At 64.0% G+C, this 17077-nt stretch carries 19 protein-coding genes; 11 read left to right on the forward strand and 8 right to left on the reverse strand.

Going from position 1 to position 17077, the window contains the following annotated elements; genetic code table 11:
• Positions 1 to 6 precede the first annotated feature (6 nt).
• Genes RSE12_16595 through RSE12_16620 form a run of 6 tightly spaced genes read left to right on the forward strand, consistent with a single transcriptional unit; the run spans position 7 to position 5351 of the window.
• The gene (locus tag RSE12_16595; GenBank protein ID WRH61970.1) at positions 7 to 975 is read left to right on the forward strand and encodes a type II secretion system F family protein; all 969 of its coding nucleotides are present in this window, start codon (positions 7 to 9) and stop codon (positions 973 to 975) included.
• Between the two features lie 3 nt (positions 976 to 978).
• Positions 979 to 1962, forward strand: a complete 984-nt coding sequence (locus RSE12_16600; GenBank protein ID WRH61971.1) for a type II secretion system F family protein — start codon at positions 979 to 981, stop codon at positions 1960 to 1962.
• A gap of 49 nt (positions 1963 to 2011) precedes the next feature.
• Positions 2012 to 2533, forward strand: a complete 522-nt coding sequence (locus RSE12_16605; protein WRH64847.1) for a tetratricopeptide repeat protein — start codon at positions 2012 to 2014, stop codon at positions 2531 to 2533.
• Between the two features lie 39 nt (positions 2534 to 2572).
• Positions 2573 to 3418: a tetratricopeptide repeat protein gene (locus RSE12_16610; GenBank protein WRH61972.1), complete on the forward strand. Its 846-nt coding sequence runs from the start codon at positions 2573 to 2575 to the stop codon at positions 3416 to 3418.
• Between the two features lie 6 nt (positions 3419 to 3424).
• Positions 3425 to 3943, forward strand: coding sequence for a prepilin peptidase (locus RSE12_16615; GenBank protein WRH61973.1), 519 nt, complete (start codon positions 3425 to 3427; stop codon positions 3941 to 3943).
• A 55-nt stretch (positions 3944 to 3998) separates the two neighbouring features.
• Positions 3999 to 5351, forward strand: coding sequence for an ATPase (locus RSE12_16620; GenBank protein WRH61974.1), 1353 nt, complete (start codon positions 3999 to 4001; stop codon positions 5349 to 5351).
• Positions 5352 to 5479: 128 nt separating this feature from the next.
• On the opposite strand, the gene RSE12_16625 is transcribed toward RSE12_16620, so the two are convergent.
• Positions 5480 to 6031, reverse strand: coding sequence for a 5-formyltetrahydrofolate cyclo-ligase (locus RSE12_16625; GenBank protein ID WRH61975.1), 552 nt, complete (start codon positions 6029 to 6031; stop codon positions 5480 to 5482).
• Positions 6028 to 7398, reverse strand: a complete 1371-nt coding sequence (gene mgtE, locus RSE12_16630; protein ID WRH61976.1) for a magnesium transporter — start codon at positions 7396 to 7398, stop codon at positions 6028 to 6030. Before mgtE ends, RSE12_16625 begins: the two co-directional genes overlap by 4 nt.
• A 145-nt stretch (positions 7399 to 7543) precedes the next feature.
• Here mgtE and guaD point away from each other — a divergent pair, with 145 nt between their 5' ends.
• Positions 7544 to 8821, forward strand: a complete 1278-nt coding sequence (guaD, locus tag RSE12_16635; protein ID WRH64848.1) for a guanine deaminase — start codon at positions 7544 to 7546, stop codon at positions 8819 to 8821.
• A 211-nt stretch (positions 8822 to 9032) separates the two neighbouring features.
• On the opposite strand, the gene RSE12_16640 is transcribed toward guaD, so the two are convergent.
• The 3 genes from RSE12_16640 to RSE12_16650 all read right to left on the reverse strand — a co-directional run bounded on the left by RSE12_16640 (position 9033) and on the right by RSE12_16650 (position 11561).
• Entirely contained in the window at positions 9033 to 9812 is a 780-nt protein-coding gene (locus tag RSE12_16640; protein ID WRH61977.1) for a formate/nitrite transporter family protein, read from the reverse strand.
• Positions 9813 to 9893: 81 nt separating this feature from the next.
• The gene (locus RSE12_16645; GenBank protein ID WRH61978.1) at positions 9894 to 10205 is read right to left on the reverse strand and encodes a hypothetical protein; all 312 of its coding nucleotides are present in this window, start codon (positions 10203 to 10205) and stop codon (positions 9894 to 9896) included.
• A 12-nt stretch (positions 10206 to 10217) separates the two neighbouring features.
• Positions 10218 to 11561: an 8-oxoguanine deaminase gene (locus RSE12_16650; GenBank protein ID WRH61979.1), complete on the reverse strand. Its 1344-nt coding sequence runs from the start codon at positions 11559 to 11561 to the stop codon at positions 10218 to 10220.
• A 221-nt stretch (positions 11562 to 11782) separates the two neighbouring features.
• Between RSE12_16650 and RSE12_16655 the strand changes: the two genes are divergently transcribed.
• Positions 11783 to 12367 (forward strand): hypothetical protein, encoded by a 585-nt coding sequence (locus RSE12_16655; GenBank protein ID WRH61980.1) that lies wholly within the window; start codon positions 11783 to 11785, stop codon positions 12365 to 12367.
• Between the two features lie 32 nt (positions 12368 to 12399).
• On the opposite strand, the gene RSE12_16660 is transcribed toward RSE12_16655, so the two are convergent.
• Entirely contained in the window at positions 12400 to 13197 is a 798-nt protein-coding gene (locus tag RSE12_16660; protein WRH61981.1) for an inositol monophosphatase family protein, read from the reverse strand.
• Between the two features lie 96 nt (positions 13198 to 13293).
• The gene (locus RSE12_16665) at positions 13294 to 13656 is read right to left on the reverse strand and encodes a helix-turn-helix transcriptional regulator (protein WRH61982.1); all 363 of its coding nucleotides are present in this window, start codon (positions 13654 to 13656) and stop codon (positions 13294 to 13296) included.
• A gap of 343 nt (positions 13657 to 13999) precedes the next feature.
• Between RSE12_16665 and RSE12_16670 the strand changes: the two genes are divergently transcribed.
• Entirely contained in the window at positions 14000 to 14971 is a 972-nt protein-coding gene (locus tag RSE12_16670; protein ID WRH61983.1) for an NADPH:quinone oxidoreductase family protein, read from the forward strand.
• Here RSE12_16670 and RSE12_16675 read toward each other — a convergent pair.
• On the reverse strand, positions 14959 to 15813 hold the full coding sequence (locus tag RSE12_16675) for a LysR family transcriptional regulator (GenBank protein ID WRH61984.1): 855 nt from the start codon (positions 15811 to 15813) through the stop codon (positions 14959 to 14961). The genes RSE12_16670 and RSE12_16675 overlap by 13 nt on opposite strands.
• Positions 15814 to 15920: 107 nt before the next feature.
• Between RSE12_16675 and RSE12_16680 the strand changes: the two genes are divergently transcribed.
• Together RSE12_16680 and RSE12_16685 are read left to right on the forward strand one after the other, a co-directional pair.
• Positions 15921 to 16148, forward strand: coding sequence for a DUF1127 domain-containing protein (locus RSE12_16680; protein WRH61985.1), 228 nt, complete (start codon positions 15921 to 15923; stop codon positions 16146 to 16148).
• 172 nt (positions 16149 to 16320) lie between these two features.
• On the forward strand, positions 16321 to 17064 hold the full coding sequence (locus RSE12_16685) for a Bax inhibitor-1/YccA family protein (protein ID WRH61986.1): 744 nt from the start codon (positions 16321 to 16323) through the stop codon (positions 17062 to 17064).
• Positions 17065 to 17077: the final 13 nt, after the last annotated feature.

Consider the following 17077-nt stretch of genomic DNA (forward strand, 5'->3'; position numbering starts at 1 on the left):
CCTTACATGGAATTCAGTGCAGCCCCCGTCATCTACATCCTGATCTTCGTGGCCGTCGTGGTCCTGGTCGAGGGCCTGTATCTGACCGTCTTCGGCAAGTCGATCAGCCTCAACTCCCGCGTCAGCCGCCGTTTGGCGCTGCTGGAAAAGAACCAGAACCGCGAACAGGTGCTCGAACAGCTCCGCAAGGAAATGTCGCAGCACATGAACGCCAAGGGCATCCCGCTCTATAAGGTGCTGGCATCCAAGGCACAGAAGGCCAACATCGCCTTCTCGCCCCAGCAACTCCTCGGGATCATGGTCCTGCTGGGGGCCTTCGCCTATGTGGGCCTGACCGTCGGCACCTCGGCCGAAACCACCGTCCGCATCGCCCTGGCCGCGGCGATGGGCGTGGGCGGCGTTTATGTCTGGGTCTCGCGCAAGGCCAAAAAGCGCATGTCGCTGCTGGAAGAACAGCTTCCCGATGCGGTGGAACTCATGGTCCGCTCACTGCGTGTGGGCCATCCCTTTTCCGCCGCTGTCGCCATCGTGTCGAAAGAGGTCGCCGATCCGCTCGGCACCGAATTTGGCCTCATCGCGGATGAGGCGACCTATGGCCGCGACATCGCCGAAAGCCTGCGCTCCTTCGCCGGCCGGATGGACAATCAGGATCTCCACTTCCTCGCCGTTGCCGTGTCGATCCAACAGCAATCGGGCGGCAACCTTGCTGAAATCCTCGATGGTCTGGCCAAGGTGATCCGCGCCCGGTTCAAACTGTTCCGCCGCGTCCGCGCCATCACGGCCGAAGCGAAATGGTCCGGCATGTTCCTGTCGGCCTTCCCCATCGTGGCACTGGTGATGATCCAGATGCTCAAGCCTGACTATTACGATGGCGTGAAGGACACCGATGTGTTCGTCCCCGTCGCCCTGGGCGTCTGCGCCTTCCTCGTGGTCAACGTTATCTTCATGAAGATAATGGTCAATATCAAGGTCTGAGCCATGCTCGCTTCGCTAAACGCATTCATCGTCGAACGTATGGGCGAAACCGGCCCGCTCCTGCTTGCGGGTGGGCTGGGGCTGTTGCTGATCCTTGTCACTGTGCCCTTCCTGCTCCGCAAGGAACCGGAACCCTTTGAAAAGCTGAAACAGCAAAACCGCGCCCCCGAGCGCGCCAAGGAACGCGCCGCCCGCGAAGGCGACCTGCGCCGCGCCTCCGACCGCAGCGACAAGCTCAACAAGTTCGCGCATTTCCTCGAACCGCAGGACAAGGAACAGATGTCCGCCGCCCGGCTTAAAATGCTGCGCGCAGGCTATCGCGGCAAGAATTCGGTCCGCATGTTCCACGCCATGCAGTTCCTGCTGGGCATCGGCCTGCTGCTGCTCGGGATGCTTTATACCTTCCTCGTCAGCCGCTCGCAGACGCTCGACATGCAGGCGATGGCGCTGTCCACCCTGCTGCCCGCCGCCGCCGGCTATTACCTGCCCACCTACTGGGTCCAACGCCGCCTGCAAACCCGCCAGGAGGCGATCACCGAAGGCTTCCCCGATGCGCTCGACATGATGCTTGTCTGCGTCGAAGCGGGTCAGTCGCTTGACCAGTCCATCGCCCGGGTCGCCAAAGAAATCGGTGCCGCCTATCCCGAACTGTCCGAAGAATTCGACATCGTCAGCCAAGAGGTCCGCGCCGGCAAGGAACGCGTCACCGTTCTGCGCGACATGTCCGAACGCGTCGGCCTTCCCGACATCACCTCTTTCGTCACCACGATGATCCAGTCCGCCACCTTCGGTACCTCCATCGCCGAAGCGCTGCGCGTCTATTCCAACGAAATGCGTGACAAGCGCGTGATGCGCGCCGAAGAAAAGGCAAACACCTTGCCCACGAAGCTGACCCTCGGCACAATGCTCTTTACTGTGCCGCCCTTGATGGTGATCCTGATCGGGCCATCCATCCACGGCGTGATGAAGGCATTCGGAGGGGGCTGAGCCCAACTTGATACGGCGTTACCTGACCGCTCTCGCGGGCCTCTCGCTTCTGGCCGCCTGTCAACCGACCGGCGGCCTTGGCACATCCGACACCCGCACCGCCCCTGGCGTGAACGCCCGCGCCGATGGCGAAGATGGCCTGATCGTGGGCCACCGCCTGATGGAATCGGGCGAATATGAACTGGCCCTCAAGGCCTATATGCGCGCAGCGGGCGAGGTTGGCATCAATGCGGATGTCCTTTCGGCCATCGGCTCTGCCAACCTGCAACTTGGCCGCCTTGGACAGGCCGAACAGATCCTCCGCCGCGCCATCAAGGAAGATCCCACCTCCGTCCCCGCGCTCAACAATCTGGGCGTCGTGCTGATGGAACAGGGCAAACCGGCCGAGGCCCGGCTGATCTTCCAGCAGGCCTTTGCGCAGGACAGTGGCGAAACGGACTCCATTCGCGAAAATCTGCGCCTTGCTATCGCGCAAAGCGAAGCAAACGTGTATGAAGAACCCCAACAAGAGCCGAATTTCTCCCTCGTGCGGCGCGGTCAGGGCCAGTTTGTCCTGCTTTCGCAGCTCTAGGGGGGCCAAAGGATCGAGCAGCAAAAAGGACGCAGCAAGATGCGCCACCCTGTCCTGGTTGCCCTGTGCCTCACCGGCACGGTGGCCCTCTCCGCCTGTCAGAAATCCTCGGACGCCGAGGTGCAGCGCGCCATTCAAAGCGTCAATGTCATTGATGAGACGAACCTCAATGACATCATGCTCACCGTGGGCGACCCGAACGAGGCGGTCGCCTATTTCAACAAGGCCGTCACTGATCAGCCTGACCGCGTCGATCTCAAGCGCGGGCTGGGCAAATCGCTGATCCGCGCCAACCGCCCGGCCGAGGCTGTCGCAGTCTGGGGCGCCATCGCCAACTCGCCCGAAGGCACGCCCGAAGACCGCGTCGCCCTCGCCGATTCCCTGATCCGCACGAACGAATGGGACAAGGCCGCGGCCGAGCTGAACCGCATCCCCCCCACGCATGAAACCTTTGAACGCTACCGCCTCGAAGCGATGGTCGCCGACAGCCGCAAGGATTGGAAAAAGGCGGACAGCTTCTACGAAATCGCCGCCGGCATGACCACGAAACCCGCGGGCGTCTATAACAACTGGGGCTTCTCCAAACTCAGCCGCGCCGATTACTCCGGTGCGGAACGGCTCTTCACCCAAGCGCTGACCTTCGACAACAGCCTTTTCACCGCCAAGAACAACCTCGTCATGGCCCGTGGCGCGCAGCGCAAATATGACCTGCCCGTCATCACCACGACCCAGACGGAAAAGGCGGAACTGCTTTACACCCTTGCGCTGACCGCCATCAAAAAGGGCGATGTAGCCGTGGGCAAGGCCCTGCTACAAGACGCTATCTCCACCCATCCCCAGCATTTCGAGGCCGCCGTCCGCAGCCTTGCCGCGCTCGAGGCCTGATTACCGATGCGGCTCGACGATCTGCCTTCGCTGTGGTCCGCCCTGTGGTTCCTGCTGCCAGTGCTTGCCATCAGCATCTGGGTGTCCTGGTCCGACATGAAATTCATGAAAATCCCCAATACCGCCGTTCTGGCGCTGGCGGCGGTGTTCATCGTGATCGGCCCCATCGCCCTGCCCTTCGAAAGCTATCTCTGGGGCCTCGCGCTCGGTGTGATCACGCTGGTTGCAGGCTTTGTCGCCTCGGCAGTGCGGATGGTGGGCGCGGGCGATTCCAAATTTGCCGCCGCCATGGCCCCCTTCTTTGCCGAATCCAGCCCCGCGCTGGTGTTCGTGCTGTTCTCTGTCTGCCTGCTCGCCGCCTTCTTCGCGCATCGGCTGATGCGGCTTGTGCCACCTTTCCGCGCCGCCACCGCCGACTGGGCCAGCTGGACCCATCGCAAATTCCCCATGGGCCTCGCGCTGTCGGGCACCATCAGTTTCTATTTTCTGCTCGGTCTCCTCATATCTGCCCGAATTTCTCCATGAATGAAGGCTAATCCGGTCGGGTAACGATCCCGCCCCCGACCGGAGAGCCACAGGCATGAACGCCCCTTCCGCACCGCTGACACAGACCACGGCTCAGCCCGCCGCCCCGACCCCGTCGGTGACGCCACCGCCACAGCCCCGGTCACTTGCGGAAACCGGCCTCTCGCCCGTTCTCTTGCGCGATCTCCTGCTCAAGACGATGTTCCGCATGAACCTCGAATATGTCACCGACATTTCGCGGATCATCGCCCTGCCGCTGACGCTGATCCAGGAAATGGTCGACAGCGCCCGCACCCAAAGATTCATCGAGGCGACAGGCACCCTGCACGCCACCTCCAGCAGCGAGATGGGCTATCAGCTCACCGATGCCGGCAAGGCGCGCGCGCTCGATGCGCTGTCGCAATCCGAATATTACGGCGCGGCCCCGATCCCGCTCGACATGTACAAGGAACAGGTCAAACGCCAGTCGGTCCGCAACATCATGCTGACCCGGCAGGAACTGCTCAAGGGGATGGGCCACCTGATCCTGCCCCCCGACCTGATCGACAATCTGGGTCCCGCCGTCACCTCGGGCCGGTCCATCCTGATGTATGGCCCCCCCGGCAACGGGAAATCCTCCATCTCGAACGGCATCCGCGATGCACTGGGTGACAAGATCTATGTCCCCCGCGCCATCGAATATTCCGGCCAGATCATCACGGTCTACGACCCGATCGTTCACGCCGCCGCCGAAGAACAGGTCGATGATCCCAACAGCCTGCGCCGCACCGGCAACCGCTATGACGCACGCTACATCCGCTGCGAACGCCCGACCGTTATCACCGGCGGTGAACTGACGCTCGACATGCTAGATCTGAAATACAACCCCACCGCCCGCACCTACAACGCCTCGCTCCAGCTCAAGGCCACGGGCGGCATCTTCATCATCGACGACCTTGGTCGCCAGTCTGAGCCGCCGCAAAAGATCGTCAACCGCTGGATCGTGCCGCTGGAAGAAAGCCGCGACATCCTTGCCCTGCAATCGGGCGAAAAATTCACCGTCCCCTTCGACACGCTGGTGATCTTCTCCACCAACTTCCACCCCAACGAAATCTTCGACGGCGCGGCCCTGCGTCGTATCTTCTTCAAGATCAAGATCGACGGCCCCAATCAGGAAAACTTCCTGAAAATCTTCGCCCTTGTGGCCCGCAAGAAGAAGATGCCGCTGGACGAGAAATCCCTCGTCCACCTGCTCAAGGTGAAATACCCCACGATCAACAACAACTATGCCAACTATCAGCCGGTCTTCCTGATCGACCAGATGATCTCCATCTGCGATTTCGAGGGCATCCCCTATCAGATGACCCCCGAGTTGATCGACCGCGCCTGGGCCAACATGTTCGTCCGCGACGAAAAGATCGCGAAGTAATCAGCGCTGCGCGGATGGAACGGACAGGACCGGGGGCCAGCCCCGTCAGCCAACGGTTCTTGAACCGGTGGCGGACCATTGGCTGACCCCCGTGGGATATTTTCACAGAGAAGAATGGACAGGGTCAGTCAGGTGAACCGACGGATGCCCTCTTCCGTCACGATCACATCCAGTCGTTGATCATACTGGTCGATCGGCACCTCTGGCAGTTCCTGCGCCGCAAAGGCAAACCCCACCGCCAGCACCGGGTGCCGCGCGCGCAAGCCCGCCAGTGTGCGGTCATAGAACCCGCCGCCATAGCCCAGCCGATACCCCCGCGCGTCAAAACCCACCAGCGGCACGATCACCACCTCCGGCTCGATCCACGCGCCGTCGGCCGGGATGCGCGCGCCGAATTCCCCGTCCACCATCGCGCAACCGGGTGACCATTCGCGAAACCGCAGCGCCTGCCCGGGCCCAAGGATGACCGGCACCCCCACCGCCCCCTGATGCGCGGCCATCGCAGCCGTCGGATCGATCTCTGTCCGCATCGCCATATACCCGGCCAGCGCCCGCCCCCGATGCGCGGCCAGCAGATCGGCCAGCAATTCCGCCGCCTGCCCCTGCCCCCGCGTAAAAGCCTCTTTCCGCGCCGCAAAGGCCGCCTTGCGCGCCGTGGCCTTGTCCATGTCCACGCTCATATCAGCACCAGCGTCGCAAAGCCCAGAAAGGCCAGGAACCCCATCACATCCGTCAACGTGGTGACAAAGGTGCCCGATGCCAGCGCCGGGTCCAGCCCCATCCGGTCCATCGTAAGCGGCACCAGCACGCCGCCCAGCGCCGCCACGATCTGGTTCACGATCATCGCCGCCGCCAGCACCGCCCCGATCCACGGATCGCCGAACAACCCCCAGCCCGCCAACCCGATTACCACTGCCAGCGCCACGCCGTTCATCGCCCCGGCCGCCAGTTCCCGCAAAACCACCCGCCGCGCGTTGCTTGCCGTCAGGTCGCGCGCCGCCAAGGCCCGCACCGCCACGGCCAGCGATTGCGTCCCCGCCACCCCCCCGGTCGAGGCGACAATCGGCATCAACGCCGCCAGCGCCACGATGGCCGCAATCGTCGCCTCAAAGCGCGAAATGACAAAGGCCGAGATGGACGCCGTGAACAGGTTCACCACCAGCCAGGGCAGCCGCTGCCGGACGGTGGCAAAGGGGCCGTCCAGCACGCTCGCCTCCTGCCCCACGCCTGCCAGTCGCAGCATGTCTTCCTCATGCGCCTCATCCAGCACGTTCATCGCGTCGTCGATGGTGATCACCCCCACCAACCGCCCTCCGGCATCGACCACCGGGCAGGAAATCAGGTGATACTGGTTGAAGATATAGGCGATCTCTTCCTCATCCTCCGTCGCCTCGACGGTGCGGAAACTGTCCTCCGACAGATCCTTCAGCGCCACATCCCGCCGCGCCGAAAGGATGCGCCCCAGCGTGACATAGCCAAGCGGTTTCATCCGCGGATCGACAAGGATCACGTGATAGAACTGATCAGGCAGCACCACATCGCCGCGCATATGATCAATGGCGTCGCCCACCGTCCAATGCTCGGGGGCCACTACCACTTCGCGCTGCATCAGGCGGCCTGCCGATCCTTCCGGATAGGCCATCGCCTGTTCCACCGCCACCCGGTCCGCCAGATCCAGCGCATCCAGAATGCGCCCCTGCGCCGGGGCCTCCAGATCCTCCAGAATATCGACCACGTCATCGGTATCCAGATCGCGCACCGCCTCGGCCACCACCGAAACGGGCAGACTCTCGATCACCTCTTCGCGGATCGTCTCATCAATCTCGGACAGCAGATCACCGTCGATCTCACCGGCATAGATGGCCAGAAAGTCCCGCCGCTCGCGCTGGTCGATCTGTTCCAGAAAGTCGGCGATATCGGCCGCATGCAGCGGCTCCATCAACCGCAGGACAAGCGCATCGTCCCCAGCTTCGACCGCCGCGCGGATCGCCTCGACGCGGGCGTCATCCAGCTCGACCTCTTCGATCCCTGCCTCGTTTTCCGCCATGTCGCACCCTGCCCGATTACCCGCACCCCGGCGAAAGCTGTTTCTGGGAAACAGGGGCCAAGGGGAAATTTACCCATGCGCCAAAAGATCATAGCTTTGCAAGCAAAGCATGACGCGCCAACCCCGGCGCAGGCAAAGGTTTGACATGGCCGATCTTCTTCTGGGACAGGTGCTGTCCTTCACCGCCGATCCGTTTATCGAGGGCGAAACCGCCGCCCGGCACGAAAGCCACGGCGCGGTGCTGGTCGACGCGGGCCGCATCATCGCCACCGGCCCAGCCGATACCCTGCGCGCCGCCCATCCGCAGGCAAAGGTGCATGACTATGGCCGCGCCCTCATCACAGCGGGCTTCATTGACGCCCATGTCCATTACCCGCAGACCGCCATCATCGCCTCCTGGGGCAAACGCCTGATCGACTGGCTCAACAGCTACACCTTCCCCGAAGAGATGCGCTTTGCCGATCCCGCCTATGCCGACATGATCGCCAACCGTTACCTTGACCTCGCCACCGCGCACGGCACCACCACCATCTGCACCTATGCCACCATCCACCCCGCATCGGTGGACGCCATCTTCACCGCCGCCCAGACGCGCGGGATGCGCCTCTATGCGGGCAAAACCTGCATGGACAGGAACGCCCCCGAAGGCCTGCGCGACACCGCCCAATCCGCCTATGACGACAGCAAGGCGCTGTTGGAGAAATGGCACGGACAAGACCGACTAAACTACGTCATCACCCCCCGCTTCTCGCCCACCTCCACCCCGGAACAACTGGCCGCGCTCGGCAGCCTCTGGCGCGAATACCCCGATTGCCTGATGCAGACACACCTGTCGGAACAGACCGATGAAATCGCCTGGGTGCGCGACCTCTTCCCGCAATCGCGCGACTATTTGGATACGTACGAAGCCCAGGGCCTGCTGCGCGAAGGTGCCGTCTACGGCCATGCCATCCATCTGACCGACCGCGAAAAATCCCGCCTGATCGAGGCCGGCGCCAGCCTTGTGCATTGCCCCACCTCCAACACGTTCATCGGATCGGGCCTTTTCGACATGTCCCTCGCCCGCCACCTCCGCGTGGGCCTCGCTACCGATACCGGCGGCGGGTCGTCCTTTTCCATGCTCCACACCATGGCCGCCGCCTATGAGGTGGCCCAGCTGCGCGGTCAGGCCCTCCATCCCTCACAACTGCTCTGGCTCGCCACCATCGGCTCCGCCCGTGCCCTGCGGGCCGAGCACCGCATCGGCAACATCGCCCCGGGGATGGAGGCGGACCTGACGATCCTCGACCTCGCCTCAACCCCCGCCATCGCCCAGGCCACGGCGCGGGCCGAAACGATCTGGCAGGCGCTCTTTCCCACCATCATGATGGGCGACGACCGCGCCATCCGCACCGTCTGGATCGGCGGCAAACCCCTGCGCTGATCCCGTCGCAGCCCGCCCGCGCCCCAATCCACATGATGTGCGCAGTCTCGCGCAACGCCATCCCGGATCCACGACCAGACCCCGGCATAAACAATCAGATACCGATTATTAGGGTTAACGCGCCCGCCCCCTTCATCTTGGCAAAAATACCCTCAGGGGGTGAATTGGCGCACAGCGCCAAGAGGGGGCGGAACGCCCCCTGCACCTTCCTTCACTTCCCCGCCATCGCCGGAAAGGCAAACCGATAGGCCAGCGCCACGCCCCCCGCGCCCCCGATCACATTGCCAAGGCTCACCCAGAACAGGTTCCCCGCCGCCCCCGCCAAAGGCACCTCGCCCCCTGCCAGCCAACCCAGCGGCAACAGGAACATGTTCGCCACCGAATGCTCCAGCCCGAGCGCGACAAAGGCCGTCACCGGCCACAGCACCGCCAGCACCCGGTCCGTCACCGACCGCGCCGCGAAACTCAGCCACACCGCCAGACAGACCAGCGCATTGCACAGCGCGCCCCGGATCACAGCCTCCCAAGGCCCCAGCCCGGCCTTGGCCTCCGCCGCCCGCACGGCCACCGCCCCCATCGGCCCCTCGGCCAGCCCGGAAAACCCAAAGGCCAGCGCAAGCCCCACAGCCCCGATCAGGTTTCCCAGCCAGACAATCCCCCAATTCCGCAACAGGGCCCCCGGCGTGATGCGCCCATCCACCGCCGCCATCACCATCAGCGCATTGCCAGTGAACAGTTCCGCCCCGCCCACGACCACAAGGATCAAGCCCAGTGCAAAGACCGCACCGCCCAGCACCCGGACCGGGCCAAATCCGGGGTCCACCCCCGCCATGGCCATGCACCAGGCCGCCGCCCCAAATCCGATGAACGCGCCCGCCAGCACGGCCAGCACCAGCATCCGCCCTGCGGGCAGCGCGGCCTTGGCCACCCCCGCCGTCTCGATCAGCGCGGCGATCTCGGCGGGTCTATAGGCATCCGTCGGCCCCTGCATGGCATCCCTCCCTCTGTCGCGAAAAAGGGGAACCAACCGCACACCGCGCTGCCTTGCAGGCGGCATGGCCGCAGCGGCAGCCTATTCCGCCAGTTCCCACCCGTCCGGATAGAAATCATGCGCCAGTGCGATCTCGGTGGCCACCCGTTCCTTGTCCCAGATCGCCTCCGGCGTCACCGGGATCGGCCCGAAACTGGCAATCACCGTTTCATTGTCGCCCACCCGCCGCGGCTTGAACCCGCGCACCTTCAACGCCTTTTCAAAGGCGTTCCAGTTCGCGTCGGTTTCCTCGACGAAGAACATGAAATCGATGACCGATTCCTTCGGCAGATTCTTCACCCCCTTGAAGGTGGCAAAGGTATCGCGTCGCTGGGCTTCATAGTTATGTGACATTCCCGCCCCCTATCATCCCATCAACCGCGCCGCCAGACGGTTCTGCCGTTCCACCACGCGCGCCAGATCAATCGTCGCCATCTCGCCGCCCCGAACCACCTGTTTTCCCTCAACAAACAGATCGCGCACCCGCACAGGCCCACACAGCAGCAGCGCCGCCACCGGGTCCCAGGCCCCCGCGCTTTCCACCCCCGTCATGTCCCACACCGCCACATCCGCCCGCATCCCCGGCATCAGCGCACCACAGTCATCCCGCCCCAGCACCTTCGCGCCGCCCAGCGTCGCAATCTCCAGCGCCTCGCGCACGCCCATCGCATCCGCCCCGCGCGCCACGCGCTGAAGCAGCATGGCCTGCCGCGCCTCGGCCACAAGGTTACCCGCGTCATTCGACGCCGATCCGTCCACCCCCAACCCCACCGTCACGCCCGCATCCCGCATCGCCCGCACCGGGGCAATCCCCGACCCAAGGCGACAATTCGAACAGGGGCAATGCGCCACCCCGGTTCCAGACCGGGCAAAAAGATCAATTTCCGAACAATCCAGCTTCACGCAATGGGCGTGCCACACGTCATCGCCCGTCCAGCCCAGCTCTTCCGCATACTGCCCCGGACGGCAGCCGAACTGCGCCAGACTATAGGCGATATCCTCGTCATTCTCCGCCAGATGGGTGTGCAGCATCACCCCCTTGTCCCGCGCCAGCAGCGCCGCCTCGCGCATCAGGTCACGGCTCACGGAAAACGGCGAACAGGGCGCCAACCCCACCCGCACCATCGCCCCCGGCCGCGCGTCGTGGAACGCATCCACCACCCGGATGCAATCCTCCAGAATCGCCGCCTCCGCCTCCACCAGACTGTCCGGCGGCAATCCCCCGGCGCTTTCACCAATGCTCATCGCCCCCCGCGTCGGATGGAATCGCAACCCCACCTCGGCGGCGGCGGCAATCGTATCCTCCAGCCGCGCCCCATTGGGATAAAGGTACAGATGATCCGATGTCAGCGAACAGCCCGACAGCGCCAATTCCGCCAACCCCACCTGGGCGGACACGAACATCTCCTCCGGCCCGAACCGCGCCCAGATCGGATACAGCGTCTTCAACCACCCGAACAGCAGCGCATCCTGCCCCCCCGGCACCGCCCGCGTCAGCGTCTGGTACAGATGATGATGCGTGTTCACCAAACCCGGCGTCACCACGCAGCCCGCCGCGTCCACCACCACGCCCGTCGTCGCCAACCCCTGCCCCACGGCGGCGATCACGCCCCCCCGGATCAGCACATCCCCCCCGGCAATCTCGCGCCGCGCGGCATCCATGGTCACAACCGCCGCCGCGCCCCGGATCAGAACTTCGCTCTCTGGCATGGAAATGCTCCCTTCATACCCACCCCCTTCGGTGGATCGGGAACGCCCGGCGACAGAAGGGGGAAGGACTCGGCCGGTGCTTTCCAAAGCTATCGGCAAGGCCCGCGCGAGGACAAGCTGCGATTGCAGGTTTTTTTCGTCCCGATGTCGAAAACCCGCCGCCGCCCGCGTCTTTGCTCCAGCGGGTCGGATCGGCCGCCCGCAGAACAGGAGTCCACATCATGCATCGCGTCCTCTCCATGCTCGCCTTCTGCGCCAGTCTGGCCCCCCTGCCCGGCAGCGCCGAACCCGCAGACGCCACCGCCCTTGGCCAACTCTCCGGCACTTTCATCAGCCCTCAGGTCGAAACATGGTACGGTGGCTTTGGCACCCGGGAATTCATCTTCGCCGACGGGCAATGGCAGTTGATCTTTACCCACGCCCTCGATCCCGGCATGACGCAGCGCACCTTCCAGTTTCGCACCGGCGGCAGTTACCGCATCGGCGCACCCGCAGGTGACAGCGCTTTTCAAGCCGACTTCGACGAAAACTGGAAACATCTCACCCTGCTCACCACCATCCCCGAGGTGATCACCGGCATGGGTCTTGCCGCCTGCGGCCTGCCATTCAATCTTGAAATCGATATCTCCGCAACCGGCTGTGGCCCATGGAAATCGGTGGCGGATTGCGGCACCGACCACGACCTTCTGTCGCTGGATGCGACGGGCCTGCGCTTCGGTGCCCGTCCGGCAGACAACGACATGTGCAGCCCGGAACGCCGCCCCACCACCCTGACAAGCCCGGTCGTCGCCTTGACCGGCCCCTGATGGGCCAACCAAGGCCGCCCGAAACCTCGGCCTCAGCCCCGCAACAAGGCCAGCGCCGCCGCGTGAATCTCGGCGTTGGCCGCCGCCAGCACACGGCCCCCGTCAAGGCAGGGTTTCCCCTCCCAATCGGTCACGATGCCCCCTGCCGCCTCGATCACCGCAATCGGGGCCTGCACGTCATAGGCCTGCAACCCCGCCTCGATCACCAGATCGACCATTCCCGCCGCGATCAGCGCATAACCATAGCAATCCGTGCCATAACGCGTCAGCCGCACCTCTGGCACCACGCGCCGGAAGGCCGCGCCTTCGTCGGGCGTGCCCACCTCGGGAAATGTGGAAAACAGGATCGCTTGCGACAAAGGCCGCGCCGCCCGGCAGCGCAGCGCCGCCCGCCCCGATGGCCCGTTCACCTCGGCCCGGCCAAGGCCCCCCTCGAACCGCTCGCGGATATAGGGCTGGTCGATGATGCCATAGATCGGCCCCACCTCATCGCGGACGGAAATCAGAACCCCCCAAGTGGGCGTCCCCGACAGGTACCCCCGCGTGCCATCAATCGGGTCCAGCACCCAGGTCAGCCCGCTCGTGCCCGCCTCGGAACCGAATTCCTCACCCAGAATGCCATCCTGCGGACGCCGCCGCTTCAGGATCGCGCGCATCCGCTCTTCCGACAGCCGATCCGCCACCGTCACCGGATCGAACCGCTCCGCTTCCTTGGTATCCGCTGTCAGGTCGCTGCGCCGAAAATGCAGCAGCGTCGCCTCGCGCGCCGCATCGGCCAGTTCCGCCGCCGTGGCGATGATCTCATCCGCAACCTGCGCCGAAACCCGCATGATCCGCCCCCCGAAATAGACTGTCCCCCCGCGCTATCCGCACGGGGGGACAGGGTCAAGCCCGGCGGCGGAGGCGCCCACCGGCTGAAAGCGTGATCAGGCCGCGTCGCTCAGCACGCGCGCCAGATCGAACAGACGGCGGCGCTGCGCTTCGGGAATGGCATAGTAGGACCGCACCAGTTCCAGCGCTTCCTTGTCGGCCATGAAATCACCCTCGGCCGCCTGCGCATTCTCGCGGCTGTCATCCAGCCCTTCAAAGAAGAACCCGATCGTCACGCCCAGCGCATCCGCGATATCCCACAGACGCGAGGCCGAAACCCGGTTCATCCCCGTCTCATATTTCTGGATCTGCTGGAACTTGATCCCAACCTTGTCCGCCAACTGCTGCTGGGTCATGCCCACCATCCAACGCCGATGGCGGATGCGTTTTCCCACATGGGCGTCAACAGGATGCTTCATCTTGTACTCCTCGGACATCGTCCCCACCAATATATAAGCAATTATCGTGCCAAAGTCAGAAGCTTTGAAAATATCCACAGAAATCGAAAGAAAGATGCGTAAACCTATCTTTTTGGATACGTCCGATTATACATCTGGAGAAGAAGCATCCAACCAAAGTCCCGCAATACCCTAGGCGGAACCAGCAAATGGGATTTTCCCCCTAAGGATGTTTTTCATTTTGCAATGCATTTTGCAACTTTTTCGCGATCAGATTTTCATTTTGCAATGAACCCGGCTCTGGATACCCCCTCTCCCGCGCACTACCTGCGTCGGGGACACGCAAAGGCAGAAAGGCCTCCACATGCGCGCCTGGCAGATCGACACTCTCGGCAGCCCCGCATCCCTGCGCCAGCTGCCCGATCCCGTCCCAGCCCACGGTCAGGCGCGCGTGGCCATCCATGCCTGCGGCCTGAACTTCGCCGATCTTCTGATGGCAGATGGCAAATATCAGGAAAAACCGACACTGCCCTTTATCCCCGGCCTCGAACTGGCAGGCACTGTCCTTGACCTTGGCCCCGGCACCCAAGGCCCCGCACCCGGCACCCGCGTCGCGGTCTATGGCGGTCAGGGCGGACTGGCCGAACAGGGCTGCTTCGCCGTCGAAAGCCTGCTCCCCCTGCCCCCCGCCATGTCCTTTGCCGAAGCTGCGGGTTTCCAGATCGCCTATGGCACCTCACATCTGGCGCTTGCCCACAGGGCCCGCCTGCAACCCGGCGAAACCCTCCTTGTCCTCGGCGCAGCGGGCGGCGTGGGCCTCACGGCGGTCGAGGTGGGCAAACGCATGGGCGCCCGCGTCATCGCCTGCGCGCGCGGCCATGAAAAACTCGCCATTGCCACCGCCGCTGGCGCGGATGAGGTGATCGACAGCGACCACCCCGATCTGAAATCCGCGCTCAAGGCACTGGGCGGCGTCGATGTCGTCTATGATCCGGTCGGCGGCCCGTCGTTTGACGCCGCCCTGCGCGCCACCCGCCCCGATGGCCGCGTCCTCGCCATCGGCTTCGCCTCGGGCACCGTGCCGCAGGTCGCGGCCAATCTCCTGCTGGTCAAGAACATCACTGTCATCGGCTTCTGGTGGGGCGGCTATCTCGCCTTTGCCCCGCACCTGCTGCGCGACAGCCTCGCCACCCTGCTCGATTGGTATGGCAAAGGCGAACTGCACCCCCACATCTCGCACCGCCTGCCGATGGACCGCCTCGCCGAAGGGCTCGACCTGCTGCGTTCGCGCGTGGCCACCGGAAAGGTGGTGATCGAGATGGATCAGCAGCAATAGGCGTTACGCAACTCCTGCATCAACAGCGCCGCCGCCTCGCCCTTCAGCGTGGGCGCGACATACAGGCAGATCGTCTGCTCGCCCAGATCGGGCAGCATCCCCTTGGTATCAATAACATAAAGCCCCGTCGGCATGGCATTGGTCAGCCGCGCTGTCACCGCCAGATCGGCCGCCACCGTCGCCTCGATGGCCTGCTCGCTTTCGCCATCAACCGCCAATTCCCAAGGCACCCCCGCCCCATCCAGCGCCGTCACCGCCTTGCGCCGGAAAATGCAGGTATCCTTGAACCCGATCCGCAGCGGCCGCTTCTGCCAGATCTGCCCCTCCTCGGCCCCGACCCAGACCAGCGGCCGTGACGCCAATTCCTCCGCCCCCGCCCCCGGCACATCCTCGGTGGTCAGGATCAGGTCCAGCTCCCCGCGCTGAAACTGCTCCTTCAGAAGGATGGTGAACGAAGACACCAAATTGATCCGCATCCGCGGAAACTGCCCCGACAACCGCTTCAGGATGCCCGGAATCGCAGGGTAAACAATATCATGCGGCACCCCCAGCCGGATCTCGCCCTCATAGGCCGATGATGTCAGCCGCGCCAACGCCTCATCGTTCAGCGACAGCATCTTGCGCGCGAATCCAATCAGCTGCTCCCCCTCCGGGGTCAGCGTCAACTTGCGCGCCGCCCGTGCAAACAGCCCAAGGTTCAGCGACTCCTCCAGCCGCTTCAACTGCATCGACACCGCCGATTGCGTCAGGTTCAGCAAGCTCGCCGCCCGCGTCACCCCGCCCGCATCCACCACCGCCACAAAAGACCGCAAAGCCACCAGATCCAGCGTTCGCGCCATCATCACATCCCCTGATGTATCGTCAAACAATCATTCATTTCACAAATGCCACGCCGCCCCGCATATTTCAAGCATCCTGATTCAAACCCCCGCATCCATCACAACATCATATGAAGGCCACCGCCATGCTCCGCACCCTCGCCACACCTGCCGCCCGCCCCGCCCGCCGCCTGCAGCTCCTGCACCGCCTCGCACAGATCGGGGCCCTGTTCCGCCAGCGCCGCAGCCTCGCCAGCCTTGATGACCACCTCCTGCGAGACATCGGCGTGACCCGCGAACAGGCCCAGAATGAAGCCACGCGCCCACTCTGGGACGTGCCTGCACATTGGCGGGAATGACCCCGCCCCGCAGCCTGCCCCGAAGCCCGCATCAGCGCCGAAAAAGCGACATTCTTGCCGCATCGTTTCCCGGCATTGCGTCTTGAAATTCAAGGCGCGCATCCCGATATTCCCAACATCCGGCCTGTGGGGCGCCAACCCGCAGCCGTTGGCTCAACATCGGAGGCTTCACATGGCTGACTATCAGACGATCCGGCCGGCCGGCGCAGCAGGCGCCCGGACCGCCGAGATCGACGCCGGGCTTCGCGCCCACATGAACAAGGTCTACGGCCTGATGTCCGTGGGCATGCTGCTGACCGGCGGCGTGGCCTGGGCTGTCGGCACGTCAGACGCGCTGCTGTCCATCTTCCGCGACCCTTCAACCCTGCAGCCGAATATCCTCGGCTGGGTGGTCATGTTCGCCCCCCTGCTGATGGTCTTTGCCTTCGGCGCGGCGATCAACCGCCTGTCGCAGGCTGCGGCACAGCTGTTCTTCTACGCCTTCGCGGCGGTGATGGGTCTTTCCATCGCCTGGATCTTCGCGGCCTTCACCGGCGTGTCGATCGCGCAGACCTTCCTCGTCACCGCGATCTCCTTCGCCGGTCTGTCGCTCTGGGGTTACACCACCAAGCGCGATCTGTCGGGCATGGGCACCTTCCTGATGATGGGTCTGATCGGCCTGATCGTCGCCTCGATCGTGAACCTGTTCCTGGGTTCGGGCGCACTGGCCTTCGCGATCTCGGTGATCGGTCTGCTGATCTTCGCGGGCCTGACGGCCTTCGACACCCAGAACATCAAGAACACCTACATTCAGCACGCACAGTATGGCGATGAAGAATGGCTCGGCAAATCCGCCATCATGGGCGCGCTGAACCTCTACATGAACTTCATCAACATCTTCATGTTCCTGCTGCAATTCCTCGGCAACCGCGAATGACGCGGCGCTAGGC

Source organism: Fuscovulum sp. (assembly GCA_035192965.1).
Lineage (GTDB): Bacteria > Pseudomonadota > Alphaproteobacteria > Rhodobacterales > Rhodobacteraceae > Paragemmobacter.

Excerpts from the sequence above, each read along its gene's own strand:
- RSE12_16595 (WRH61970.1), top strand. The coding sequence starts at position 7 with ATGGAATTCAGTGCAGCCCCCGTCATCTACATCCTGATCTTCGTGGCC.
- RSE12_16600 (WRH61971.1), top strand. The coding sequence starts at position 979 with ATGCTCGCTTCGCTAAACGCATTCATCGTCGAACGTATGGGCGAAACC.
- RSE12_16610 (WRH61972.1), top strand. The coding sequence starts at position 2,573 with ATGCGCCACCCTGTCCTGGTTGCCCTGTGCCTCACCGGCACGGTGGCC.
- RSE12_16615 (WRH61973.1), top strand. The coding sequence starts at position 3,425 with ATGCGGCTCGACGATCTGCCTTCGCTGTGGTCCGCCCTGTGGTTCCTG.
- RSE12_16620 (WRH61974.1), top strand. The coding sequence starts at position 3,999 with ATGAACGCCCCTTCCGCACCGCTGACACAGACCACGGCTCAGCCCGCC.
- RSE12_16625 (WRH61975.1), bottom strand. The coding sequence starts at position 6,031 with ATGAGCGTGGACATGGACAAGGCCACGGCGCGCAAGGCGGCCTTTGCG.
- mgtE (WRH61976.1), bottom strand. The coding sequence starts at position 7,398 with ATGGCGGAAAACGAGGCAGGGATCGAAGAGGTCGAGCTGGATGACGCC.
- guaD (WRH64848.1), top strand. The coding sequence starts at position 7,544 with ATGGCCGATCTTCTTCTGGGACAGGTGCTGTCCTTCACCGCCGATCCG.
- RSE12_16640 (WRH61977.1), bottom strand. The coding sequence starts at position 9,812 with ATGCAGGGGCCGACGGATGCCTATAGACCCGCCGAGATCGCCGCGCTG.
- RSE12_16645 (WRH61978.1), bottom strand. The coding sequence starts at position 10,205 with ATGTCACATAACTATGAAGCCCAGCGACGCGATACCTTTGCCACCTTC.
- RSE12_16650 (WRH61979.1), bottom strand. The coding sequence starts at position 11,561 with ATGCCAGAGAGCGAAGTTCTGATCCGGGGCGCGGCGGCGGTTGTGACC.
- RSE12_16655 (WRH61980.1), top strand. The coding sequence starts at position 11,783 with ATGCATCGCGTCCTCTCCATGCTCGCCTTCTGCGCCAGTCTGGCCCCC.
- RSE12_16660 (WRH61981.1), bottom strand. The coding sequence starts at position 13,197 with ATGCGGGTTTCGGCGCAGGTTGCGGATGAGATCATCGCCACGGCGGCG.
- RSE12_16665 (WRH61982.1), bottom strand. The coding sequence starts at position 13,656 with ATGAAGCATCCTGTTGACGCCCATGTGGGAAAACGCATCCGCCATCGG.
- RSE12_16670 (WRH61983.1), top strand. The coding sequence starts at position 14,000 with ATGCGCGCCTGGCAGATCGACACTCTCGGCAGCCCCGCATCCCTGCGC.
- RSE12_16675 (WRH61984.1), bottom strand. The coding sequence starts at position 15,813 with ATGATGGCGCGAACGCTGGATCTGGTGGCTTTGCGGTCTTTTGTGGCG.
- RSE12_16680 (WRH61985.1), top strand. The coding sequence starts at position 15,921 with ATGAAGGCCACCGCCATGCTCCGCACCCTCGCCACACCTGCCGCCCGC.
- RSE12_16685 (WRH61986.1), top strand. The coding sequence starts at position 16,321 with ATGGCTGACTATCAGACGATCCGGCCGGCCGGCGCAGCAGGCGCCCGG.